The sequence below is a fragment of the Arthrobacter sp. TmtSoilC51 genome (assembly GCF_055388015.1).
Window position 1 is genome coordinate 5,000,168 of record NZ_AP035877.1, and the last position, 22,520, is coordinate 5,022,687.

At 61.4% G+C, this 22,520-nt stretch carries 21 protein-coding genes; 9 read left to right on the forward strand and 12 right to left on the reverse strand.

The window, feature by feature from the left end; genetic code table 11:
- Positions 1-3: 3 nt before the first annotated feature.
- Positions 4-1,317 carry a type III PLP-dependent enzyme domain-containing protein gene (locus tag ACZ5G6_RS22900; RefSeq protein WP_498688408.1) on the reverse strand — a complete coding sequence of 438 codons (1,314 nt, stop codon included), beginning with the start codon at positions 1,315-1,317 and terminating at the stop codon, positions 4-6.
- Positions 1,318-1,496: 179 nt separating this feature from the next.
- Here ACZ5G6_RS22900 and ACZ5G6_RS22905 point away from each other — a divergent pair, with 179 nt between their 5' ends.
- From ACZ5G6_RS22905 to ACZ5G6_RS22915, 3 genes are read left to right on the forward strand one after another with little or no spacing between them, the layout of a single operon-like run.
- Positions 1,497-2,519, forward strand: coding sequence for a sugar kinase (locus ACZ5G6_RS22905; RefSeq protein WP_498688409.1), 1,023 nt, complete (start codon positions 1,497-1,499; stop codon positions 2,517-2,519).
- Between the two features lie 4 nt (positions 2,520-2,523).
- On the forward strand, positions 2,524-3,285 hold the full coding sequence (locus ACZ5G6_RS22910; RefSeq protein ID WP_223935086.1) for an IclR family transcriptional regulator: 762 nt from the start codon (positions 2,524-2,526) through the stop codon (positions 3,283-3,285).
- Positions 3,282-3,686 carry a RidA family protein gene (locus ACZ5G6_RS22915; protein ID WP_024818727.1) on the forward strand — a complete coding sequence of 135 codons (405 nt, stop codon included), beginning with the start codon at positions 3,282-3,284 and terminating at the stop codon, positions 3,684-3,686. Before ACZ5G6_RS22910 ends, ACZ5G6_RS22915 begins: the two co-directional genes overlap by 4 nt.
- 136 nt (positions 3,687-3,822) lie before the next feature.
- Here the strand turns inward: ACZ5G6_RS22915 and ACZ5G6_RS22920 are convergent, their stop codons facing one another.
- Complete coding sequence (locus tag ACZ5G6_RS22920) at positions 3,823-5,124, reverse strand: LssY C-terminal domain-containing protein (RefSeq protein WP_223935087.1); 1,302 nt, start codon at positions 5,122-5,124, stop codon at positions 3,823-3,825.
- A gap of 223 nt (positions 5,125-5,347) precedes the next feature.
- On the opposite strand from ACZ5G6_RS22920, the gene ACZ5G6_RS22925 reads away from it, so the two are divergent.
- The 4 genes from ACZ5G6_RS22925 (at position 5,348) to treS (ending at position 11,669) form a co-directional block, all read left to right on the forward strand.
- The gene (locus ACZ5G6_RS22925; protein WP_498688411.1) at positions 5,348-5,950 is read left to right on the forward strand and encodes a PadR family transcriptional regulator; all 603 of its coding nucleotides are present in this window, start codon (positions 5,348-5,350) and stop codon (positions 5,948-5,950) included.
- On the forward strand, positions 5,947-7,713 hold the full coding sequence (locus ACZ5G6_RS22930; RefSeq protein WP_498688412.1) for a sulfatase: 1,767 nt from the start codon (positions 5,947-5,949) through the stop codon (positions 7,711-7,713). Before ACZ5G6_RS22925 ends, ACZ5G6_RS22930 begins: the two co-directional genes overlap by 4 nt.
- Before the next feature lie 59 nt (positions 7,714-7,772).
- The gene (locus ACZ5G6_RS22935) at positions 7,773-9,131 is read left to right on the forward strand and encodes an MFS transporter (RefSeq protein ID WP_498688414.1); all 1,359 of its coding nucleotides are present in this window, start codon (positions 7,773-7,775) and stop codon (positions 9,129-9,131) included.
- A gap of 375 nt (positions 9,132-9,506) precedes the next feature.
- Complete coding sequence (gene treS, locus ACZ5G6_RS22940; protein WP_498691998.1) at positions 9,507-11,669, forward strand: maltose alpha-D-glucosyltransferase; 2,163 nt, start codon at positions 9,507-9,509, stop codon at positions 11,667-11,669.
- 54 nt (positions 11,670-11,723) lie between these two features.
- Here treS and ACZ5G6_RS22945 read toward each other — a convergent pair whose 3' ends face one another.
- From ACZ5G6_RS22945 to ACZ5G6_RS22960, 4 genes are read right to left on the reverse strand one after another with little or no spacing between them, the layout of a single operon-like run.
- Positions 11,724-13,100, reverse strand: a complete 1,377-nt coding sequence (locus ACZ5G6_RS22945) for an MFS transporter (RefSeq protein WP_498688417.1) — start codon at positions 13,098-13,100, stop codon at positions 11,724-11,726.
- Positions 13,101-13,113: 13 nt separating this feature from the next.
- Complete coding sequence (locus ACZ5G6_RS22950; protein WP_498688420.1) at positions 13,114-14,238, reverse strand: NADH:flavin oxidoreductase; 1,125 nt, start codon at positions 14,236-14,238, stop codon at positions 13,114-13,116.
- A 17-nt stretch (positions 14,239-14,255) separates the two neighbouring features.
- The gene (locus ACZ5G6_RS22955; RefSeq protein ID WP_498688423.1) at positions 14,256-14,939 is read right to left on the reverse strand and encodes an AAA family ATPase; all 684 of its coding nucleotides are present in this window, start codon (positions 14,937-14,939) and stop codon (positions 14,256-14,258) included.
- Positions 14,936-15,991, reverse strand: coding sequence for an AvrD family protein (locus ACZ5G6_RS22960; RefSeq protein ID WP_223935094.1), 1,056 nt, complete (start codon positions 15,989-15,991; stop codon positions 14,936-14,938). Before ACZ5G6_RS22960 ends, ACZ5G6_RS22955 begins: the two co-directional genes overlap by 4 nt.
- A 120-nt stretch (positions 15,992-16,111) precedes the next feature.
- Between ACZ5G6_RS22960 and ACZ5G6_RS22965 the strand changes: the two genes are divergently transcribed.
- On the forward strand, positions 16,112-16,546 hold the full coding sequence (locus ACZ5G6_RS22965; RefSeq protein ID WP_223935095.1) for a MarR family winged helix-turn-helix transcriptional regulator: 435 nt from the start codon (positions 16,112-16,114) through the stop codon (positions 16,544-16,546).
- A 102-nt stretch (positions 16,547-16,648) separates the two neighbouring features.
- On the forward strand, positions 16,649-17,086 hold the full coding sequence (locus ACZ5G6_RS22970; RefSeq protein ID WP_223935096.1) for a VOC family protein: 438 nt from the start codon (positions 16,649-16,651) through the stop codon (positions 17,084-17,086).
- Positions 17,087-17,096: 10 nt separating this feature from the next.
- Here ACZ5G6_RS22970 and ACZ5G6_RS22975 read toward each other — a convergent pair whose 3' ends face one another.
- The 6 genes from ACZ5G6_RS22975 to ACZ5G6_RS23000 are packed head-to-tail and all read right to left on the reverse strand — an operon-like array spanning position 17,097 to position 22,497.
- Positions 17,097-17,747, reverse strand: coding sequence for an alpha/beta fold hydrolase (locus ACZ5G6_RS22975; protein WP_498688426.1), 651 nt, complete (start codon positions 17,745-17,747; stop codon positions 17,097-17,099).
- A gap of 25 nt (positions 17,748-17,772) precedes the next feature.
- Entirely contained in the window at positions 17,773-18,174 is a 402-nt protein-coding gene (locus ACZ5G6_RS22980; RefSeq protein ID WP_498688428.1) for a rhodanese-like domain-containing protein, read from the reverse strand.
- On the reverse strand, positions 18,171-18,986 hold the full coding sequence (locus ACZ5G6_RS22985) for an IclR family transcriptional regulator (protein WP_498688430.1): 816 nt from the start codon (positions 18,984-18,986) through the stop codon (positions 18,171-18,173). The genes ACZ5G6_RS22980 and ACZ5G6_RS22985 overlap by 4 nt, the downstream gene beginning before the upstream one ends.
- Positions 18,987-20,612, reverse strand: coding sequence for a beta-N-acetylhexosaminidase (locus ACZ5G6_RS22990; RefSeq protein ID WP_498688432.1), 1,626 nt, complete (start codon positions 20,610-20,612; stop codon positions 18,987-18,989).
- Positions 20,609-21,517, reverse strand: a complete 909-nt coding sequence (locus ACZ5G6_RS22995; protein WP_498688433.1) for a carbohydrate ABC transporter permease — start codon at positions 21,515-21,517, stop codon at positions 20,609-20,611. The genes ACZ5G6_RS22990 and ACZ5G6_RS22995 overlap by 4 nt, the downstream gene beginning before the upstream one ends.
- Positions 21,514-22,497, reverse strand: a complete 984-nt coding sequence (locus ACZ5G6_RS23000) for a carbohydrate ABC transporter permease (RefSeq protein ID WP_498688435.1) — start codon at positions 22,495-22,497, stop codon at positions 21,514-21,516. The genes ACZ5G6_RS22995 and ACZ5G6_RS23000 overlap by 4 nt, the downstream gene beginning before the upstream one ends.
- Positions 22,498-22,520: the final 23 nt, after the last annotated feature.

Genomic DNA, 22,520 nt, shown 5'->3' on the forward strand with positions numbered 1-22,520 from the left:
GTCCTAGAAGAAGGTATGGATGAGGTCGACGACGGTCTGGTCACCGTTGGCCTCGGTATCGGCCAGGACCGGGATGATGGTCCATTTGTCGAACGCGGTGCACGGATGGGACAGGCCCAGCCGGACGACGTCGCCAGGACGAACGGAGGTGGTGTTGGCGTCGAAGGTCATGAAGCTGTGCTGGTCGTTGACGGAGGTGATTTCGGCTCCGACCAGCGGTTCCATGGCTCCGCCCAGCACAGGGCCGATGAGCTGCGGCTCCGGCAGCCCTTCATCGAACGGGAGGTCCCGCTTGCCGGCGTCGAGGATGGCCAAGCCCGGTTCTGTCTGCGAAACAACGCGTGCCCAGCCGTGCATTGCGGCACGGAACGGCTGGTTGCCTTCGCGGGAAAACGGCGAGATTCCGCGGTAGAAACCGTCGTCGTGGATGATGTACGCGCCACTGCGGATCATGAGGTCCACACTGGGGCCACCAGTTTCGGCACCGGTGCTGATGCAGGGAGACAGGACCGTGACTACGTCGTCGAAGTAGGCGCTGCCGCCCGCGGTGATGATGACAAAGCCGGTGCCGTAGAGGTCTCCGGCGAGCAGTTCCTCGTGAAGCAGCCGCATCTGGCCGAGGTAGCCCCGCACAGCGCCCAATCCGGCGTCGTCCGCAGTGTGCGCGAGCGAGCCTTCATATCCGCTGACGCCCACCAAACGCAGGTTCGGTGAGGCGGAGATCGCGCGGGCAACGTCCATGGCAGCGTCGACGCCCCGGGCGCCGGTCCGCCCGCCGTGAGCGCCGAGCTCCACCAGGACATCGAGCACGGCGTCCGTTCCGGACAAGGTGTTGTTGATCAGTTCCACGGTTCCCGTGGAGTCCACCCAGGAAAGGATGGGCGCTTGGGCAGTGGCGTTGGCGGCCACCCATTCGATGGCGTGCGGATCCGTGAGGCTGTTGGCGAGTTGCAGGTTCCGCACGCCGAACTCGTGTGCCACCCGGAGCTGCGCGAAGTTGGCCAGGGTGATGCCCCAGGCGCCTCGGTTGAGCTGCTCAGTCCAGAGCTGCGGAGCCATGGTGGTTTTGCCATGCGGGGCCAGCAGCACACCGTGTTCCGCGCACCACTCGGCCAGGCGATCGGCGTTTGCCTGGAGCGCAGAGGCATCGAGTGTCAGCAGTGGCGTCTGGAGGTCGGCCAAGGTGTGCTTGGCGGCGAGGAATTCGGCGTGCGTGATCCCGTTGGCGGTTGCCGGAATGGCCTTGTGCCGCCAATCGAGCTGACGGTCTGCGAGGCCGGCCACGGCGTGTGCCGAAATGGCTTCGGAAGTGTTCACGGGTTCATTCCCTTCGCGGGGCTGCGTTTTTGAAGCTGCGGTGTGGGGCTGTTCTGGGTAGTGTTCTAGCTGCGTTGCGTATTTTGCAACGCTGGTTGCAAACCTGTTGGTGATATGTCTAACATGGTGGCGGATTGAGAGTCAAGACCGCTGAGAAGCGCACAACAAGTGGGAGAACGATGCTGTCAGCTGTATGCGTTGGCGAGACGATGGCCATGCTTACCCCTGCCCAAGCTGTTCCCCTGCACCAAGCCACCGAGCTCCACTGCGGGATCGGCGGTGCAGAGTCGAACGTTGCCATGGGCTTGGCGGCCATGGGCCTGGACACCCACTGGGTCAGCCGGGTGGGCCACGATGGCTTCGGCAGGCGCATTCTTGAGGACCTTCGAGCGCACGGAGTGGGAGTCTCCGGGGTCGAGGTGGACGAGTCCAGACCAACCGGCCTCTACGTGAAGGTCCCCGCCCAGGAATCAGACCCCGACGGCGGCAGTTCAGTTTTGTACTATCGGCAAGGTTCTGCGGCCTCGGCCATGGGACGCGGCACACTCTCCAATCCCGCTGTTTCCTCGCTGCTGGAGAACGCAGCGCTGATCCACCTGAGTGGTATCACTGCTGCCCTGTCCCCCGGGTGCCTCGATCTGTTGGAAGCCATCCTCACAGCGCCGCGGAACGGCAGGACCATCAGCTTCGACGTGAACTGGCGTGCCGCTCTTTGGGCAGGCCAAGACCGTTCTGTCCTGCAGCGCTTGGCGAACCTGGCCGACGTCGTGCTTGTTGGGAAAGACGAAGCCGAGCACGCCTTCGGCACCACCGATGAAGCCGAACTCCGCCGTTTGATGCCGGACCCAGAGGTGCTGGTCATCAAGAACGAGGCGATCAGCGCGATTTCCCTGACGCGTGGCACGGCTGACTCAAGTGGCACGCGGGAAGAGGTTCCCGCACTGTCCGTCGCCGTCGTCGAGCCTGTTGGCGCGGGTGACTCTTTCGCCGCCGGCTACCTCAGCGGCATGCTGTTCGGGCTCGGCCAGAAGGCGAGCCTCCGGCGGGGCCATGTTGCTGCTGCGTGCACGCTGACCGTCCACGGCGATCGCGGCCCGCTGCCCGACGCCGGGCAGCTCGCGGTCATCCTCGATTCTTCGGATGAGGACTGGGCTGCTATCCATGTTGAAGAGGGACATTTCAACACCAGAACCGGAGCGTGACACCTTGAGCCAGAGCCTCATGCGGGCCATCGACCTGCTCGCCGAACTCGCAGCGAAGCCCGCCACCCTTGACGAGCTCTCGTCCAAAGCATCCGTACACAAAACCACCGTGATGCGGCTCCTGCACGCCATGGAGGAGAAGCGGCTTGTGGTGCGCGACGAAGATCAGCGGTTCATGCTCGGTTCCAAGCTGTTCGAACTGTCCTCCCTCGCCCTGGAACAGCGGGACATCCGCAAGGTCGCCCACCCGCACCTGGCCGAACTGAACGGCCGCACCGGGCACACCGTGCACCTCGCTGCGTTCGAAGGAAATGAGGTGGTGTATATCGACAAGTTTGAGTCGCACCACCCCGTCCGCATGTACTCGCGCATCGGCCTGACAGCTTCGCTGCACTCGGCCGCTGTGTCGAAAGTCCTCCTCGCCGACATGCCGCGCAGCCGGCAGGAAAAGATCGCGGCGGGGCTGGACTACGTAAAAGTTACCGAGAATACCCTGACCTCGCCGGAGGCCTTGCTGGCCGAACTCGAGCAGGTCAAGGAACAGGGCTGGGCCCACGACAACGCCGAGCACGAAGCGTTCGTGCACTGCATTGCGGCCCCCATCCGCGACGCCTCAGGTGCCGTTGTTGCCGCAGCCTCTTGTTCGGTACCGGTAGTAATGCTCAGCTATGAAGGCTTGCTGGAGCTGCTGCCCGACCTCAAAGCCAGCACCGAGGCCATCTCGAAAGACCTCGGCTGGATCAGCCACGAAAGGAACTCAGCATGAGTGAAAAGACCGTAGTACTGACCGAAAACGCCCCCGCCCCGGCGCACGTATTCTCCCAGGGTATTAAGAAGGGCGGCATGTTCCAGGTTTCCGGCCAGGGCCCCATGGACCCCGCCACCAACCAGTACATCGGCGAGGGCGACGTCCGCGTCCAGACCCGTCGCACGCTGGAGAACGTCAAAGCCATCCTCGAAGCCGGCGGCTCCTCCGTTGAAGACGTCCTGATGTTCCGCGTCTACCTCACCACCCGCGACGATTTCGCCGCCATGAACGAGGTCTACGGTGAGTTCATCCGCGAGAACGTGCCCAGCGGTTTGCTGCCGAGCCGCACTACTGTCTTTGTTGACCTCCCGCACGAGGTCATGCTGGTGGAGATCGACGCCCTGGCCGTTACTGCGTAGCACTGCCTGGCCGCGACACCCATTTTCGTTTGCGCCACAGTTGCGGGCTGGCGACACCTACATTCAGGCGTCGCCAGCCCGTTTCTGCGTCCCCAGTGAATGTGCGCGGCGTCAGCGCTCACCGCGTCAAAGAAGGTCAGGAAGCCACGCGCCGCACAACCGACGGCGGGACGGCCGGAACCCGCTGGCGCTTGGCATAGATCCGGGCTCGTTGGCTGGACAGAGCCAGGAGCACAAGGATGTCGGTGGCCAGCCCGGACAGGCCGGCCTCAAGCGTGAGGTTGGTGGTTCCAGTGGAGGCGTCGATGGCTTGGGCCACGATCGAGATGGAGCTGAGTCCCATCGCAATCACGCGCGCGCCGTTGCTGCCCAGAAATATCCGCCAGGCAAGGAACACTTCGCCGAGCCCGAAGACCAGGACGATCGCGGCCACGGTGACGATTGCCGCCGTCGTGGTTTGCGGGTCAGGGTTGGCGTCCTCCAAGGTGACGGTGCCGCCCGAGGTCAGCAAAGTGATGGCCAAAGCAAGTGCAGCAAGGGCCCGGATGACCACGAGGAATGCACCCGTCATGGTGGGCGCGGGCCGGCGATCGCGGCTGTCCGTCTGACTGGCGGGTTGGTCAGTGGGGACGAGTACGCTGCACGCGTCGATGATGGGCAGATCGCCGTCTGTGGAGATCGAATCCCCGCCGCCATTTCGCGAGTGATACCCAGTGGAAAAGTCCTTGATGACACGGACGGTCACGGCAGGCTCAGCCTCGGACACCGTCCGCACGATGTGGTCCCGCTCCACGTCGGTATTCTGCTCGATCTTGTGCGTGATCTGGAGGGTGAACAGTGAGAAGCCAACGCTGCGATCGTAAGTGCCGGCGGCAAGCCAATCTACCTTGTGCCCACCGGGCAGCATCCAGCCCTCGGGGCATCGCCAAAAGCGCACATGGTGGCGTTTGCCGGGGTTGCTGTCCACCTCCTGCTGGTAGGCGAAGTCCTGTTGCCGGTCAAAGAGGTAAAGGGGGCTGACGGGAGCTTGGGTGTAGCTCTGCCTCAAAAGAGTAGAGCTCACGATGCGTCGGCTGCTGGCGAAGGTCACGTCGTCCGCGATGGTCCACCCGGCGGCACGCATGATCGCGTGGATCTGCGCCTCGGTGCCCATGAGGGCCACGTTCACCGGATCACCCAGCAGTCCATCACTGGTCCGGGCCCGGCCGATGAAGTAGCCAGGAACGTAAATGGTGGTAAGGATCCGGTGGAGGCGAGGCAACAGCAGGTAGGCAAGGAAAGCCCAGAACACCACGGAGAACCACACTTGGCCCCACCCGAGGTGAAAGCTCTCCCCCACAAGCAGGAATGCCAGCCACACCGCAGCTGCTCCACCCAGGACGAAGAATGCGTGGTCGAGTCGGCTGTCAGTCACTCCCATGCTTGGCGCTTTGTACATTTCGGAATTCCCCCTGGGTGCACGTGCTCCTTAAGCTTCGCCTCCCGGCCTCCGTGTGTACACAGGCTTGGGCATTAAGGTTCGACGCCGGCACCCACCCAGGCGCAGCCGACGAGTTCCAAAAGCATTCCACTTGTGTCATTGACTCAGCATTCCACTTGTGTCATTGTTTTCTCAGAAGGCGTGACCCGCATCACGCAAAGACCCGCCAACGGAGAGAACAATGAAGCTCGAACACATCCTTCTTGGAGTCCTGCTGGAGCATCCGAGCACGGGCTACGACATCAAGAAGTTCCTCGACACCCACGGCCGGTTCCTACGCTCCAATACGCAGATGAGCCAGGTTTACCGCTCGCTGGGGAGCATGGAGAACCAGGGCTGGGTGACCCACAGCGTGGACCCCCGGCCCGGTGCCCAGGACGCAAAGACTTACCGCGTCACTGATGAAGGAGCCACCGTCTTCCTCGATTGGCTGACAGGCCCGTACCACCCGGCCAGCCGTTTCCAGGACCCCGAACTTGGTGCGCGATTGGCCTTTGCCGGCTTCATGAGCGCCGAGCAACTCCTCCGGATTCTCGATGTCGAAATCCACACCCGCCAGGACGAAATCGCCAGGTACCGCAACCGCGACCGCAGGGAACAGTGGGCTCCCACCATCGCCTTCGACACCGAGCTGGCCGAATCTGTGGGAGAACGCTTGCACCTCATGGGCGCGAGCGCCATCGACGCCCACGTTGCTGGGCTGATCAGCCTGCGCAAGGAACTCCTGGATGGGCAGTTGACTTCCCGCTCGCTCACCGCTGTACCGGCGGAGCTGCGACCATGAAGGCCATCATTCTCATGTTCGATAGCCTCAACAGGCACATGCTCTCCCCCTATGCGGCAGATACCTTCGTGGATGCCCCCAACTTTGCCCGCCTCGCAGCAAAGACGGCCACGTTCGACAATTTCTATGCCGGTTCGATGCCTTGCATGCCAGCACGCCGGGAGATGCACACTGGCCGCCACAATTTCCTGCACCGTAGTTGGGGACCGCTGGAACCGTTCGACGATTCCATGCCGGAGATGCTGGGAAAAGCAGGAGTGCACACGCATCTGGTATCAGACCACCCGCACTATTGGGAGGACGGCGGCGCCACGTACCACCCGCGGTACACAACCTGGGAGTTCTTCCGTGGCCAGGAAGGCGACCCGTGGAAGGGTGTAGTAAATCCTTCGGGCCGGAGCCAGGACTGGCGTGCGGGGATGAAGCGGCAGGACCTCATCAACCGCAGCTACATGCCAACCGAGGCAGATCACTCCCAGACCAAAACCGTGGACGCCGGCCTGCACTTCATCGATACGAACCATGAAGCGGACAAGTGGATGCTCCAGATCGAGCTTTTCGATCCGCATGAGCCCTTCTTCACCCACAGCAAATACAAGGCTTTGTACGAGCATGAATACGACGGCCCCGAATTCGACTGGCCGGGATACCAGAAGGTCACCGAGCCACAGGACCAAGTGGAGCATGCCCGTTACGAGTATGCCGCGCTGGTCTCGATGTGCGACAAGTCCCTCGGACGGGTCCTGGATGCCATGGACCAATACAACATGTGGGAAGACACCCTCCTCTTGGTGAACACGGACCACGGCTTCCTGTTGGGCGAACACGGCTGGTGGGCCAAGTCTGTTCAACCGTGGTTCAACGAGCTCGTGCACCTGCCCATGTTCCTGTGGGACCCGCGCACCGGCGGCAAGGACACCCGGCGCGGAGCCCTCGCGCAGACCATCGACATCGCACCCACCATGCTGCGTTTCTTCGGCCTCGAACCTACGCAGGACATGCAGGGCCAGGACCTCGCCGCAGTGCTGCAGGACGACAGAGAAGTACGTGAGGCGGCGCTGTTCGGCATTCACGGTGGCCACGTCAACGTCACTGACGGCCGCTACGTCTACATGCGTGCCGCCGTCGAACCTTCCAACGCGCCGCTGGAGGATTACACGCTCATGCCCACCCACATGCGGTCGCGGTTCTCAACCGCCGAACTCGCGCACTGGCAGCCTGCGGAAGCGTTCAGCTTCACCAAGGGACTGCGGACAATGCAACTCCAGACCACCTCCATGATGAACTCCTGGGGCCACGGAACCCTTCTTTTTGACGTGGAAAAAGACCCCAACCAAACGAGTCCAATCATCGACGACGAGCTGGAACTCCGCCTCCTGAGAACGCTGGCCAAACTCATGCACGCAAACGATGCACCGGAAAGCCAGTTCCAGCGGCTTGGGATTCCTTTCGATTCCGAAGCCACAACCCAGCACCTGCTCGCCGCCCAGCAAGCGGACAGGGCGCGGCTCGCTTTGGAACCCCTGCCTCCGATCGACAGCTTCGCCGACGGCGGAACGGCCCTAACGCTGCCCCTACTGGAACTGCTCCAGGACGTCCGCGGCCGCGAAGCCGTGGAGAAGCACCTCCCCGATCTCATCAGCACTGAACTGGTTAACATCCCCGCCCAGCTCAGCCTCTACCAGCTCGCAGCCGTCATCCCGGTTCCCTCGAGCGCCCTCGGGTCCATTGCCGAGGAACTGGCTGCCGTCCCCACGGCGTAACTCCAAGCCAGTGACACATCCCCAACCCGGCCTGACAATGTAGACAGGACTTTCAGCCCATGACCACCCAACCCAGCCCTGCCCTCGCCAAGGAAGCTGCAGCAGAAGGAGCAGCCCAAGCCAGCAAAGTTCCCCACCGCTGGCGAAACCTCGCTGTCCTCACCGGCGTTACGGTCGTGGACAATACGGAAGCCGGCCTCAGTGCCACCCTGTTCCCGACAATTGCGGCGGCCCTGAAACTGCAAAGCAGCCACCTCGGCTTGCTGGCCGCACTCGGCAAAATCATCGCTGTTCCGGCCGGTCCGGCGTGGGCCTGGCTTGCTGGGAAGATCGGCCGACGGAAAGCGCTGATCGCCACTACCCTGGCCGGTGGTGTCTTCGGCATCGCCGCAGGTTTTTCCCAGGACTTCGTTCAACTGTTGATCCTCAACACGCTGATGTCGGCGTCTATCATCGGTGGAAGCCCGATCGCCAACGCCATCATCGCGGACTCCTTCGATGACAGCCAGCGCGGGAAGGCTGCGGGCTACTTCTACGGATTCATGAGCCTCATCAGTTCCTTCATTGCCCCTCTCATCGCATTGTTCACGGGCATTACCGACGGCTGGCGCTTCGGCATGTGGACCATCGGTGGCATTTGCATCCTGGCCGGCCTGCTGGTGGCATTGCTCCTGAAAGATCCCGGAGTGGGAGCGTCCGAGAAGCAGCTCGCAGACCTCAGCGGCCGCGAGCGCCTCGCCCCGAAAGTCACCGTCCGCTCAGTGGCCTCGCTGTTCCGGATTCCGAGCTTCTCCATCATGATGCTCTCAAGGCTGCTCTCCGGGCACCTCCTCATCACGATCTTCGGTATCCAGTTCCTCGTGGTGGAGCGGGGCTTCACCAACGCAGTCGCGGCCATCGTCCTTGTTCCCTTTGGGCTCGGCTACTTTGCTGGAACGGCAGGTGGCGGCTGGCTCGTCGCACTCCTGGACCGGGTCCTCCCTGACCGGGGCCGGGTGGCCTACCTGCAGGGCGCCCAGGTTCTCTTCGCGGCCGTCGCATTCTTTGCCACCCAATTCGACTACGACAACATCGGCATCTACAGCGCCTTCTGGGCCCTGATCGGCTTCGCCCAAGGAGCCAATCCGCCCGCCAACCGTCCGATCGTCGCAGCCGTTGTCCTGCCGGAACTCCGCGGCCAGGCCTTCGCCATCTTCCTGACAGTTTTCGAGACCATCGGCTGGGCCGTTTTCTCCCTCGGAGCCGGCGCCTTGGCCTCAAGCCTCGGAATCCAGGCAGTGTTTCTCTGGACCTTGGTGATCCTCATGTTGGTCAACGCGGCGGTCCTCACTGCCCTCTACTTCTGCTACCCGCGGGATGTGGACCGTGTCCGCAATGCGCTGGAGCAGCGCCGGCAGGAAGCACTGCAGCAGGGCTGACCGAAGCAACCGTTAAGGCTCGACGACGGCACTCACCTGAGGGCCGGCGTCGAGCCTTTTACGGTGGTTCCCAAGCCACCTGTCAGTCATAGGTCGACAAATGGTGTGCTCCGGTGCTTAGCATGAAGGCTCCGGCAAGCCGGAGTACGTGACCTCTTGAACGACCCCTCGGAAGGTCGGCGCGAAAGCGGCGACCGCGTAAAGGAGAAAACTGTGCAGGAGCCAATAGCCAGCGGGAACTTGTCAGAGAACCAGAGCCTCGCAGGAGATTCCGGGGGGCAGGATACGCCGGCCAATGGCGTGAAACCCTCCAATGGTGCGGAACCCACAAATGGTGCGGAACCCACGGACGGCGCAGCATCCGAGCCGGCGGAAATCACTTTTGACGAACAGTTCTATCCCGCCCGCCCGAAGGCGCTACGGCCGATCGCCCGACGCCGGCAATTCTTTGCTGCCAGGCCCTCCTTGGAATTCGACGGGCGCAACCCAACTTATGTGGACTGGCTCCGCAACCAGTCAATGCTCGGCGACGCCAACACCATGGCACGGCAACTCTCGGGCCAGGCGAGTATGTGGCAGAACGCCTACGCCCGGCCCAACCCCAGGGCGGCAGTGGAGCGGGCACCTGTTTGGTTCACGGCTTATCCACTCTCCTTCATCACCCGCGAGGGTCAGTCATTCCTGTCCGCCCTGGGAGATCCCGGCCTCTGGAAGGCGTTCCGGGAGATCGGCATCCGTGGACTCCACACCGGCCCCGTCAAGCTGGCCGGAGGCATCAGCGGCTGGTCGCAGACACCCAGCGTCGATGGTCATTTTGACCGCATCAGCATGGCGATCGATCCGGCCTTCGGCACGGAGGAAGAATTCCGCCGGATGTGCGAAGTCGCCGCCGATCATGACGGGACAGTCATTGATGACATCGTCCCAGGGCACACCGGGAAAGGCGCCGACTTCCGTCTTGCCGAGATGAACTTCCGCGACTACCCGGGCATCTATCACATGGTGGATATCCCCGAGGAAGACTGGCACCTGCTGCCTGATGTTCCCGAGGGCGAAGATTCAGTGAACATCAGTCCCGACGCCGAACAAGCCCTGCAAAAAGCCGGATACATCATCGGCAGGCTCCAACGGGTGATCTTCTATGAGCCGGGGGTCAAGGAAACCAACTGGAGCGCCACGAGGCCGATCGTGGATACCACAGGCAAAACCCGTCGCTGGGTATACCTGCACTACTTCAAGGCCGGACAGCCGTCCATTAACTGGCTGGACCCCACCTTCGCTGGAATGCGCTTGGTAGTGGGCGATGCGCTGCATTCCCTCCTGGACCTGGGTACCGGCGCCCTGCGGCTCGATGCCAACGGCTTCCTCGGCGTGGAGAAAAGTGCGGAGGAACAGCCGGGCTGGTCAGAAGGCCACCCCTTGTCCGAGGCAGCCAACCAGCTCATTGGCTCCATGATCCGCAAAGTGGGCGGGTTCTCCTTCCAGGAACTCAACCTCACCATTGATGACATCAAGGCGCAGTCCGAGTCTGGCCCGGATCTGTCCTACGACTTCATCACCAGGCCGGCCTACCACTGCGCGCTGGTCACGGGTGACACCGAATTTCTGCGCCTGACCCTTCGGCTTGCCATGGACATCGGCGTGGACCAGGCCTCCCTTGTGCATGCCCTGCAGAACCATGATGAACTGACCTACGAGCTGCTGCACTTTGCCGCTGGCCACAGGGACGACGTCTTTGAGCTTGCCGGCGAGGAACTGACAGGCGCTGAGGTTGCCGAAAAGGTTCAGAACACCCTCCGGGAACGGCTCACTGGAGAGAACGGGCCGTACAACGCCGTCTTCACAACCAATGGCATTGCCTGCACCACGGTCAGTTTCATCATGGCGGCCCTGGGCGTCAAGGATCCCGCCTCCATCACCAAGGAGCAAGAGGCCCAGGTCCTGGACGCCCATGTGCTCTTGTCCATGTACAACGCGCTGCAGCCCGGGGTCTTCGCCCTGTCCGGCTGGGACCTCACCGGTGTCACAGCCTTGGACCGAGCCGCCGTCCAGGAGCTCACCTCGCAGGGCGACACCCGCTGGATCAACCGCGGGGCGCACGATCTGATGGGCACAAGTCCGGATGCCAAGACGTCCTTGGCCGGAATGCCACGCGCCACCAGCCTTTATGGGCCGCTACCTGAACAGCTCAAGGACCCAAGCTCCTACGCCCGGCGCCTCCAACAGATCCTGAAAGTAAGGGAACAGTCAGGGATCGCAACGAGCACCCTGCTGGACGTACCCGACGTTTCCAACCGCGGGCTGCTCGTCCTGGTCAACCAACTCGGCAGCGACGACCTTGAGGTCACGGTCCTGAACTTCTCCGACCAGGACATTGCAGGCAGCATCCAGTCCTCGCATCTAGTCCCCGGCGCCAGCGTCCACGATCTCTTCAGCGGCGAAAACGTGGGGCAAGTGGATGATCTTGGCAGCTTCTTCCTCGAACTGCGGGCTTTCCAAGGGACGGCTCTGGTTCTGAAGGAAGCGGAGACCGAATAGAGAGCCCGACGTCGGCGCCCGGGTGAGTGCCGACGTCGGGTTCTGGTTTCCTGCCTACCCTGCTTTGGTGGTCAGTGGTTCTATCGATATTCCCTCCGCGGACCGGCTCCGGGAGTATGTGGCCGCGACTACGAGCACCACCAAAGCGAGAACACCCCCCGCAATCGCTATCCAGACGGCCTGCTGATACCCGAACGTGCTCTGGCCTGCCATACCGACTAGTGCTACGCCGAAAAGGTAACCCGCCTGGCGCCCGGCGTTGGCAAGGGCGCTGGTGACGCCACCTGTTCCTTGAGGGGCGACGGAAGTAGCGAGCGCCAAATGTGGCGGAGAGGCGATACCGAACCCAATCCCAAGAACGAGGAGGGAAGCTGAAACGACAAACGGTGATTGCGAGACGCCAGAAAGCAGACCCATGGCAGCACCTGTAGTCGCGATGACTGTACCGGTAGTGGTGAGGGCTACAGGACTCCACTTCTTCCCTGCCAGCTTGCTCACCATGATCGGAAGGGCGAAGACCGGCACTCCTGCGGGCAAGAGCAGCAAACCACTGTCCAGGGCAGAGAGGCCTAGAACCTTCTGGAAATAGAGGTTTGCCGCGAAAAGAGCTGCATAGAACAGCACGAACATGAAGAGTCCGGCCAGCACATACAGGTGCAGGCCGCGGGCATTCAGGATAGGACCTGGAAGTAGGGGCGTGCTCGTTCGCTTTTCAACCATAATGAAGGCGACACCTGCCAAAACGGCCACTGCGAGGGATCCAATGACATTAACGCCCGCTTGTGAATTGGCGTACTCAATGATGCCGTAAGTAAGCCCTCCCAAGGCGATCACGATGAGGACGACTCCCGTGATGTCCAAAGGCCGTTTGTTTCCTTGACCAACAGGAAGGCGCCGGGCAAACAACAATGTGGCGATACCGATCGGGACGTTCAGCAGAAAGATGCTCCGCCACCCGAGCGTGTCTACAAGTATCCCTCCCAGGCTCGGACCGAAGGCCTGTGGGCTAGCTGCCACCGTAGCAATGATGGCAATAGCCCGGCCGCGCTCCAAGACTTCGGGAAAAGACATCATCACAACGGTCAGGGTGGCTGGGATAAGCATGGCACCGCCTACGCCTTGCAACACCCGGGCTGCGATGAGCACGGAAGCTACGTTCGTCATGGCGCAGAGGACGGACGCAACCGTGAAGAGCACGACGCCAGCGCGGAAGACCTTGGCGGCACCGAAGCGGTCGATGAGCCCGCCACCTGCAAGTAAGAGGGCGGTCATGACAAGGACGTAAGAATCCACGATCCATTGCTGCTGGGCTGGGATAGCCCCGGTCTCCGCCGCAATGGATGGCAGCGCGACGTTGAGCACAGTGGTATCGAGGATAACCATGCTGTACCCGAGGCAGGCCGCACTGAGGATGGCGGTTGTAGCTTTCATCAGGATCCCTTGACTAGTTGAGGTGGTTTAGGTCGGACGCGTCGAAGGGAAGGCGAGTGTCGGCCCGCCCTTCTCGCATGCGATTGACGAGGTCGGGGTCGGAGATAAGGGCTCGCCCCATTGCTACGAGGTCGAAGTCGCCACGGGCAAGCATTTGCTCGAGCTGCTCGAATCCTGCAGTCCCGGCACCCTGTCCATGCAGGAGCGCGCTTACAAACTCGCTGTCCTCGAGTCCGACTGATCCCACCGTGATTGTCGGCTGCCCCGTGGTCTTCTTTACCCAACCCGCGAGATTGAGGTCCGAGCCTTCAAACTCGGGTAGCCAGAAGCGCCTGGTGGACGCATGGAAGATGTCGACGCCGGCATCGACGAGCGGCGCGAGAGCAGACTCCAAGGCCAGTGGGTCAGGAAAAGCGCGGGCCTCAAAATCAATGGTCTTCCATTGGGACAACCGAAAGATTATGGGGAAATCAAGTCCAACTCGATGGCGAATCTCCTGGACAATCTCTTCAGCGAAACGAGATCTGTTTCTGGTCGTGCCGCCGTAACAGTCCAGCCGATTATTCGTGGCAGACCATAGGAACTGGTCAACAAGGTAACCATGCCCCCCATGAATTTCGACTCCATCAAATCCGCATGCCTGAGCATGGGCAGCCGCTGCAGCGAAAGCGTCTACAACAGAGTCGATGTCCCTTCGTGTCATTGTGGCGCCTGGGTGCTTTATCTCGCCGAAAATGTCGGAGGGGCCCACATTCCCCACATCCCGTTGGGGGGAATCATTTGGCTTTCGGTCAAGGCCCACGTGCCAAAGTTGGGGGACAATCTTTCCCCCGGCATCATGGACGGCCTCGACAACCACCTGCCACGCTCTGAGGGCGTCCCCGCCATGAAACCGGGGCACGGTAGGCGACGGAGACGAAGCAGGATGACCAACGACGGTTCCCTCAGTAATGATCAGCCCGACGCCGCCAGCAGCACGGCGTCCGTAATACTCCGCCGTTCCAGGGGATGGAACACCGTTCTGGGCGAAGTTCCGCGTCATCGGCGCCATGACAAATCTGTTGGGCAACGACAAGGAACCGTAGGCGAATGGAGCCATCAGCGTAGGTCGAGGTCTTGAGTGTTGAATGCGTGTCATGTTTGGGATTCTCTCGGTCAGCGGTTTAGCTCATCGGTGGTGTTCATGCCAGCAGCCTCGTCATACGCGAGGGCGATCGCGCGCTCTACGTCCATCAATTGGGGAAGGTTCAAGGCTTTTGCGATTCCAGTTAGCCGCTCGGCTAGCGTTCCGCCAATGACGTGGTGAGGGATGGCAAGTTCTTCGAGGCTGGAGAGGAGGAGATCGTCTGAGAGCTGTCGAAATCGCTCTGAGACGGGCCGGTGCCCGTCAGTGACAAGGTCGAATTCGATCGGCAGGTGAACGAAGACGTCGTAGGTCGTCTTTGCATGCCGCTTCGTGACTGCGCCGATGGCCTCGATGACCTCGCTGAAGTACTTCATTTCCGCTGAGGTGTCAACCATGGATGCCGCGTGGTTGTCGGGGTGGATTCCGACGTGGGTACGAATTTTGCCATACACCCATTCGTGCAGTGAGGACCCGTCGGAAATGAATCCCCCTGGAAGATGGCTCTCGTGCACGGCACGTTCGCCATAGCGGATCATGCCCAACTGGAATAGTTCAGGGGCCGTGCAGTCTTCAAGCCGTTTTCCTGGCAATACGTCGGGGAGAATCTCTCGCATTGTCTTTGCATGAGTCCTAGGGATTCCTGTCATATGCGCCAAGGCCATGGACGTGGTGGTCTTGCCGGACGAGTAGGTGCCAGAGATGGCGATTCTCATAGGGTTCCTTCGTGTGTTGTCTGCAATTCGGGATCACCCATTTGGGTCAGGACACGATCAGGAAGCTCGTGTGCCAGTGAGTAGCGGTTGACGAGACCGAGGAATGTTCCGCTGAAATCCGTCGACCGGTAAAAGCGGCCGTTTACGTTAAGGAGCCTGGACTTCTCCACGGTGGAGGAAGCGTCAAATGCGTGACTGAGCGGACGATAGGGCGTGTCGGCCGCAATAACGACGCGCCTCATCCAAAGCGTGTTGGATTCATGACGAGAGATCCCGTCCACCTGGTAGAGCAGTGCCTGCGTCATTTGGGACTGCGCGATGACACAGTCCAGGATGGAGACGGACGGCCGATAATCGCCTCCGATGTCATTTCGAAACGCAGACTCAGAGGCAGAACTTATGGCAACGCTCGCGTCCACGCGCTGGTTGTCGGCGGTAAACCGAACGTTCCCAATCTTGTGGAAGCGGTGCCTGAATCCTTCGCCATAGAAGCGCCCCTCTGCTTCGCCCAGCACCGATGACAGGGAGGGCATCGGACCCATCTTCGGGTTGAAGGAACATATTTCGTGCTCAAGCCGCAGCTGGACCTTGATGCTCCCAACGGAACACTCCAAGAGCGATTCAAATGGAGCACTCAAACATCGGCTACTCGGCTTGGTCGCCACCAACGCTGCCTTGACGTCTATGGCCTCCAGTTTCTCCTGGGGCACTGCTCCAGAACGGAATTCGACGGAGCGGATCCACGCGGATGTGCGTTCCCTTGACCCTAGGGAGAACACCCGAATAAGGAGCACCTCTGCGAGTTCAACGGCTATGACGAATGCATCCACGGTTGAGAGATGCGGTCGCAACCCGCGATGGTGATCCTTTCGCGACCAATCGCGCGGATATGACAGCGCCGCAACCCCCGTAACGCCTAGAGAAGTCTGGCTGGCCATCTCTAGTTTTAGGTCCTCAATACAGTGAGCGACCCTTCGGAAACCGCTTCCGAAGTACCTCTCATCGGCCGGGCCGAGAACGTCGTCGATGACGTTACGTACAGATGTGTCCATGATTTTTCCCCAATGCTGTAAAGGCTTCCCCGCGCCCAAGATACTTCAAGCTAGAGGTTAACTGCAACAATTGGATCATTCATTAATTTAAGCTTGTACGTACTCGACTAGACTGTGGACATGCCCGAGGACCCTCAGTCAACAGCCAATGATCGAACAAGGCGCGTACGGGAGCTTCTCACCGAGCTCTCCCAGGGACTGTCGGACCAAGTGCGTTCCGCCGTGGCCGAACTCGACTTGACTACCACCCAAGCGGCGGTCCTGAGGCAGCTCGCAACTCCGCACACACAGCGTGAAATCGCCAATTCCTTGCAATGTGATCCGTCCAACATCACTTATGTGGTGGACAAACTTGAGAAAGCTGGTCTTGTCACGAGGGAGCAGCACCCTTCAGACAGAAGGGCCAAGATTCTCCGCCTCACCGAATCAGGCTTGAAGACCCGAAAGACAATGATCGATCGCTTTGAGGCGAAATCGCCGCTTCGATCACTCTCAGAGGACGACCTTCAAAGGCTTGAGGAGTTGCTGGCCAAGACTGTCCGTCCCGGAATCTAAGGAAACTGGGCCCACGGCACCCGGGTGAGTGCCGACGTCGGGTTCTGGTTTCCTGCCGCCTCGCCACTGGAGCCAATCGCTCCACCTTGGTAGCTTCGACGCATGGCCATCAAACTTGAGAATGTCGGCATTGCGGTACGGGACATCGAAGAAACCATCGCCTTTTTTACCGACCTGGGTCTGACGGTTGTTGGCCGTGACACCGTCAGCGGCGAGTGGGCTGATACCGCCGTCGGGCTTGATGGCAACCACGCGAAGATTGCGGTGCTGCAAACCCCCGATGGTCAGGGTCAACTCGAACTCTTCGAGTACATCCACCCTGATGCGATCGAGACGCACCCCACCCGTCCGAACGACATCGGAATGCACCGGGTGGCCTTCTCCGTTGACGATATCGATCAAGCCCTTGAGATAGCGGCGAAGCACGGGTGCACTCCGCTACGTGGAGTGGCCACCTACGGCGACGTCTATAAGCTCACGTACCTGCGCGGACCCAGCGGAATCCTCGTCATGCTTGCTCAGGAATTGAAGAAGGACTGAGGAACCATATTTAGCGGCTTTCACTGATTTCATGGGCGAAGTCGTTGAGAGCGGCCGCTACAGCTTCCGGATGGCTCAAGCTGGCGTAGTGACCGCCCGGGATCTCCACCGGTTCGGTTCCAAGCCGATCGCGTACTTGGCGCCTCATGAATGACGGAGGAAAGAACTGATCGTCGCGGCACAAAATCGCCAGGGTGGGCACGCCTGGGTGCTGGCCGGGCCAAGGCGCGGACATCCACGCACCTTGCTGGTCCCGCTCTTTGTCGATGGCCTGCTGTGCCAAATCCTCAGGGACCAGGTTGAAGAATGCTTCTTCCGGGATGGTCTCGCGATCATGCCCTGTATTGGTCCACCAGTCGCCGAACGTCTCGCCCGGCATCGGAATCATTGCCGAGAGGTACACCAGTCCGTCGGACTGGAGGGCCTCGCAGACCAATGGTGCCGTGAAGCCGCCCAAGGAGTGGGCAACGACGATGGTGTCCTGAGCGTCGCCGACAGCTGCAGTCACTGCCTGCGTGTAATCCTCAAGCCCGGCAGCGTCGTCTTCGATGGGCAGGTCCACGGCCACCACGCCATGCCCCGATGCCTCAAGCAGGGGACTAACCAGATGCCAGTCCCACGCCGTGGAACCGCCACCGTGAATCAGCACGAAAACGGCCATGCCCCCACCCCGGTTTCCAGAGACATCACGCGTGCGCTGTCACCAGCGGATCGGGCTTCTCTGTGTTGATGCCGGAAGCCGTCTCCACTGGGAGGCCATTCCTGATCCAGTACTCGATGCCACCAATCATTTCCTTCACCGAGTATCCCAGTTCGGCGAAAGCGAGCGCCGCGAAGGTGCTGCCGTTGCAACCGGGACCCCAGGAGTAGACCACGACTTGCGAGCCTGCCGGGATCAGACCAGTAGCCAAGGCCGGAATGTCAGCGGTCGGAATATGTACCGCATCGGGAATATGTCCGTGGTCCCATGAGGACTGCCGGCGCGTGTCCACCACAACCAAGTGTCCCGGCTCCGACTCAGCCACTTCCATGACGTCGATTTCGCACTGCAGCTTGGCGCGAAAATACTCAGAAGCACTAAGCGTCATGCGAGCTTCGCCAGCTTCACCGATGCGCGCCGCGAACCCAGCTTGGCTGAAATCTTCAGGCTGGTTTCGGCGGCCATCGGACCCACTTCCCGAACTCGCTTTGCAGTCATTCGCGAGGACAGGGAGGACACCGACAGGGCCGCCACCACATGGTCGTCGTGACCGAAGATCGGAGCGGCTACGCAACGGACTTCCGGCTCGTTTTCGCGATCATCAATAGAGTATCCTCGGCGGCGTATGGCCTCGAAGTCAGCCCGCAAAAGCGCTGGATCAGTGATTGTCTTCTCGGTGAGCGGCACAAGATCGCCCGCGAGGATCGGCCCCACCACTTCCTCGGGGCTGAACGCAAGCATGGCCTTGCCCACCGCGGTGCAGTAAGCCGGCATGGTGGCTCCAACCCGGGAAGCCATGCGCACAGTTGCTTCGTCCTCGACTTTGTCGAGATAAACCACGTCGTGCCCGGAGAGCACCACCAAATGGCAGGTACTTTCCGTGGCGCGCATGAGTGCGCGCAACTCAGGATTGGCCACGCTGCGCAGGTCCACCCGGTCAAGGTAGGACTGGCCCAGGCGCAGGCAGCCGTGACCCAGGCGAAACTTGCCGGTCTCGTGGTCACGCTCCAGCAGGTTCTCCTCCAACAGCGGCGCGGCCAACCGCAGCAGAGTGCTCTTGTTCAGGCCGGAAATCCGGGCGAGCTCCACGAGCGCCAAGCCATCACCGTTGCCGGGTTCCTCTGCCACCACCGACAACAGAGCCAATGCTTTACGCAGCGATGCCGAGGAATTGCGGGCGTCTTTGCCTTCAGTAGTCACTCAGTTCCTTACAAGCTGCTCGGCGTCGTAATCGCGTTTCCAACCCTGGACTCCTGGCCGTTGCTGCCAAGGGGCGGGACCGGTCAATGGCCGGTACTCCACGCCCATGGCATCAAGCCGCGCAAGATGCGCATCGGTGAGGCGGGTCAGGAAATCATCGTAGTCCCGGGAATCCGGCTTGGACCAGAACACTTCGGCGATGGCACTCAAGCGGGGAAAGGCTGCGAAGTAGACGCGGCGGGGAGAGTCCAGGTGTTCGGTCCAGATGTTTGCCTGGGCGCCGAGCAAACGGCCTGGCAATGCGGTCGCTTCGAGTCCAGGCGGTAGTGGTTCGAACTCATAAACAGCCTGAAGCGTGGTTACGAATCCCACCGGCACCGGTTCGTCGTCACCGTCGGCCTGGCGGTGATCCAAATAGAGCTTGTGCTCAGGGCACATGACCACGTCGTAGCCGCTGCGGAGCGCATCGACGCCGCCTTCGTAGCCACGCCATGAGGCGACGAGTGCGCCATCCGGCAGGCCGCCGTCGCCGATTTCATCCCACACTGAGGTCTTGCGGCCGTGTTCGCCCAAATATGAAGCCAACTGCCCGACGAACCAGCTGTGCAAACCTGACACGTCATCAAGCCCGAGCTCTGCGGCTTTCGCTTGCGCCTGTGCGCTGCGTTGCCATTGGGTCAGGGGAACTTCGTCGCCGCCCAGGCTTATCCAGGGGGAGGGGAAGATCTCAAGTACTTCATCCAAGACGTTCCGATAGAACACAAGCGAAGTCTCTGAGACCTCCAGGACGGTTTCGTTGATGCCCCAGCGGGTCCACACCTCCACAGGCTCAGACCCCGGAAGCAAAGGCGCACCCAGCTCCGGATATGCGGCGATCGCAGCCTGGCTATGGCCCGGAACGTCGATTTCAGGGATAACGGTGATGTGCCGATCAGCGGCGAAGGCCACGATCTCCCGGAGGTCGTCCTGCGTGTAAAAACCGCCATGCGGCAGGCCATCGAACACCCCTGCACGCCAGGAACCACGCGAGGATTCACGCCGCCACGCACCGGTCTCAGTGAGCTTGGGATAGCGGTTGATCTGGATACGCCACCCCTGATCGTCCGTGAGATGCAGGTGCAGGACGTTGAGCTTATGCATCGCCATCACCTCGATGAACCGCAGGACGTTGTCCTTGGGCATGAAGTGCCGCGCGACGTCCAGCATGGTTCCCCGGTAGCCGAAACGCGGCTTGTCCTCCACGGAAACGCGGGGCACTGACCAGCTGGAAACAGCAACCAAAGGCGCCTGACGGAGGGCCGCCGGACCCATCAGCTGCAGCAGCGTCTGCGCAGCGTAAAACGCTCCAGCAGGACCGCCCGCATGAATCACGACGGCGTCACCCACCTCCAGGCGGTAGGCCTCGGCTTCGAGCGTCGGGTCCAGAAGGAGGCGAAGGCGCGCCTCCCCTACCGGAGCGGGAACCAGATCCCAGCCGGTCGCGGTGCCTAAGGCCCGTGCAAGCCACCGGCGTGGACCGCTGAGCGAAGGATCGGCGCCCAAGGTGGTTGCGGCGTCGAGCTCCAACTCGCCGGACAGCGCCGTGAAGGACCACGGTGCTGGTACCAACTGATGGACCGCGCTCATCCCTTCACCGCCCCAGCCAGGCCGGACACGAGCTTGCGCTGTACTGCGATGAAGAAGATCAACACCGGAATGGTCATGATCACGGAGCCTGCCATGATGGCACCCCAATCATTCTGGTCGGGCTTGAAGAACGTCAGCAAGGCCATGGGCAGTGTCTGGTTCTCCTGGGCGGAAATGATGAATGTTTTGGCGAACAGGAAGTCGTTCCACGTGGAGATGAAGGAGAACACAGAGCACGCCACAACGCCCGGCGCCACCAACGGGAAGAGGATGGAACGGACAAACCGGAAGCTGCTGGCACCGTCCAAACGCGCGGCCTCCTCGACTTCCACGGGCACGGCGGCCACGAAGCCACGGAGCATCCAGATGGCGAACGGAATGCTGAAGCCAACATGCACCAGCACCAGCGAGCCGAGCTGGTTCAGGCCAACCAACGGGATGGCCTCGCCAGCGTTACGGAGCAGGAAGAACAGCGGAATCGTAAGAGCCTCAACAGGCACCATCTGCGAAACCAGGATGATGATCAGCAGCTTGGTGCGCATCTTGAAGTTGTAACGGGTCAGTGCCACGGCCGCCAAGAACGCAAGCACGGTGGATAGCACAACGACGATCAGCGCCACGATCACGCTGTTCAGGAAGTACTGGCCAAAATTGTTGACGCCCAGGACGCGCCCGAACGAGTCCAGCGATGGTTTCAGCGTGAAGGGCGCCGCGTCACCGGCGTCGAGCGCTGTTTTGGGCTTCAGCGCGGACAGCACCATCCAGAACAACGGGAATGCGACGATGAGCGCGATGACAATCGCGGCGGCATCGGCACCGAAGCGGCGTTTGCCATGCTTGCGGAACTTCTGGGGCACGTCCGCCGTGGCCAGCGGCTTGCGGGATGAAACTTCGACGGCGGTCATAGGGCTTCGCCTGTTCTCTTGAGGATCCGGAGGTAGACCAGCGTGATGACCATCAGCAGGGCGGTCATGATTACGCCGAGCGCCGAGCCGAGTCCGTAGAGGCTTGCCGCGAAGGCCTGCTGGTAGCCGTACACGTTGAGCACAAGGTTCTGGCCGGCGATGCCGCCACCATTGGTCATGATGTAGATCTGCGAGAAGATCTTGAAGTTCCAGATGATCGACTGGATTGTCACCACGATCACGATCGGCCGAAGCATGGGGAGCATGATGCTGCGGGCAATGCGGGGCATGGAGGCGCCGTCGATCCTTGCGGCTTCGATGACTTCAGTGGGGATCGCCTGAATGCCGGCGTAGACCGTCACCAGCACGAACGGGAACGAACACCACACCACTTCGCTGGCCACCAGGCCGAAACCGGACCACTTGTCGTACGTCCACGAATAGCCCTGGAACTGGGTGAGGCCGATGCCCACCAGCGTCTTGTTGACCAGGCCGAGCGTGGGGTCGAAGAGGAACAGCCACACCGCGCTGCCCGTGACTGCAGGTGTTGCCCAGGCTCCGAGGGACACGACGAAGAGCATGGAACGGACCCACGGCCTTAATCGCGTTGCTAGCACCGCCAACGAGCTGCCCACCAACAGCGTGAACACGACGCATACGGCAGCAAACAGGATGGTGTTGCCAAGGACAGTCCAGAACTGCGGGTCGGCGAAGAGCTTCTGGTAGTTCTCCAGTCCGGTGAACTTCAGTGGGGCTTTGCCGCTGACCTGGGCTTGGCGGTAGTCGTACAGCGAGACGTTGACCAGTTGGAAGATCGGGTAGCCGAGCAGGGCGATCAAAACGAGGAACGCCGGCGCTAAATAGAGCCAGGGCTCAAGGCGCGCCCGACGGCGGGACTTGCGTACCGCCGTCGTTGGTCCTTTGCCTGAGGTGCTGGAGTCGCGGGGCGAGCCGGGCCGTGCCGGGGCAAGCGCGGTCATGCCGCGCCGCCGTCGTAGTGCTT

What these genes read in the sequence shown, in the direction of transcription:
- ACZ5G6_RS22905 (WP_498688409.1), top strand. Translation starts at nt 1,497, where the DNA reads ATGCTGTCAGCTGTATGCGTTGGCGAGACGATGGCCATGCTTACCCCT.
- ACZ5G6_RS22915 (WP_024818727.1), top strand. Translation starts at nt 3,282, where the DNA reads ATGAGTGAAAAGACCGTAGTACTGACCGAAAACGCCCCCGCCCCGGCG.
- ACZ5G6_RS22920 (WP_223935087.1), bottom strand. Translation starts at nt 5,124, where the DNA reads ATGTACAAAGCGCCAAGCATGGGAGTGACTGACAGCCGACTCGACCAC.
- ACZ5G6_RS22925 (WP_498688411.1), top strand. Translation starts at nt 5,348, where the DNA reads ATGAAGCTCGAACACATCCTTCTTGGAGTCCTGCTGGAGCATCCGAGC.
- ACZ5G6_RS22930 (WP_498688412.1), top strand. Translation starts at nt 5,947, where the DNA reads ATGAAGGCCATCATTCTCATGTTCGATAGCCTCAACAGGCACATGCTC.
- ACZ5G6_RS22935 (WP_498688414.1), top strand. Translation starts at nt 7,773, where the DNA reads ATGACCACCCAACCCAGCCCTGCCCTCGCCAAGGAAGCTGCAGCAGAA.
- ACZ5G6_RS22945 (WP_498688417.1), bottom strand. Translation starts at nt 13,100, where the DNA reads ATGAAAGCTACAACCGCCATCCTCAGTGCGGCCTGCCTCGGGTACAGC.
- ACZ5G6_RS22950 (WP_498688420.1), bottom strand. Translation starts at nt 14,238, where the DNA reads ATGACACGCATTCAACACTCAAGACCTCGACCTACGCTGATGGCTCCA.
- ACZ5G6_RS22955 (WP_498688423.1), bottom strand. Translation starts at nt 14,939, where the DNA reads ATGAGAATCGCCATCTCTGGCACCTACTCGTCCGGCAAGACCACCACG.
- ACZ5G6_RS22960 (WP_223935094.1), bottom strand. Translation starts at nt 15,991, where the DNA reads ATGGACACATCTGTACGTAACGTCATCGACGACGTTCTCGGCCCGGCC.
- ACZ5G6_RS22965 (WP_223935095.1), top strand. Translation starts at nt 16,112, where the DNA reads ATGCCCGAGGACCCTCAGTCAACAGCCAATGATCGAACAAGGCGCGTA.
- ACZ5G6_RS22970 (WP_223935096.1), top strand. Translation starts at nt 16,649, where the DNA reads ATGGCCATCAAACTTGAGAATGTCGGCATTGCGGTACGGGACATCGAA.
- ACZ5G6_RS22975 (WP_498688426.1), bottom strand. Translation starts at nt 17,747, where the DNA reads ATGGCCGTTTTCGTGCTGATTCACGGTGGCGGTTCCACGGCGTGGGAC.
- ACZ5G6_RS22980 (WP_498688428.1), bottom strand. Translation starts at nt 18,174, where the DNA reads ATGACGCTTAGTGCTTCTGAGTATTTTCGCGCCAAGCTGCAGTGCGAA.
- ACZ5G6_RS22990 (WP_498688432.1), bottom strand. Translation starts at nt 20,612, where the DNA reads ATGAGCGCGGTCCATCAGTTGGTACCAGCACCGTGGTCCTTCACGGCG.
- ACZ5G6_RS22995 (WP_498688433.1), bottom strand. Translation starts at nt 21,517, where the DNA reads ATGACCGCCGTCGAAGTTTCATCCCGCAAGCCGCTGGCCACGGCGGAC.
- ACZ5G6_RS23000 (WP_498688435.1), bottom strand. Translation starts at nt 22,497, where the DNA reads ATGACCGCGCTTGCCCCGGCACGGCCCGGCTCGCCCCGCGACTCCAGC.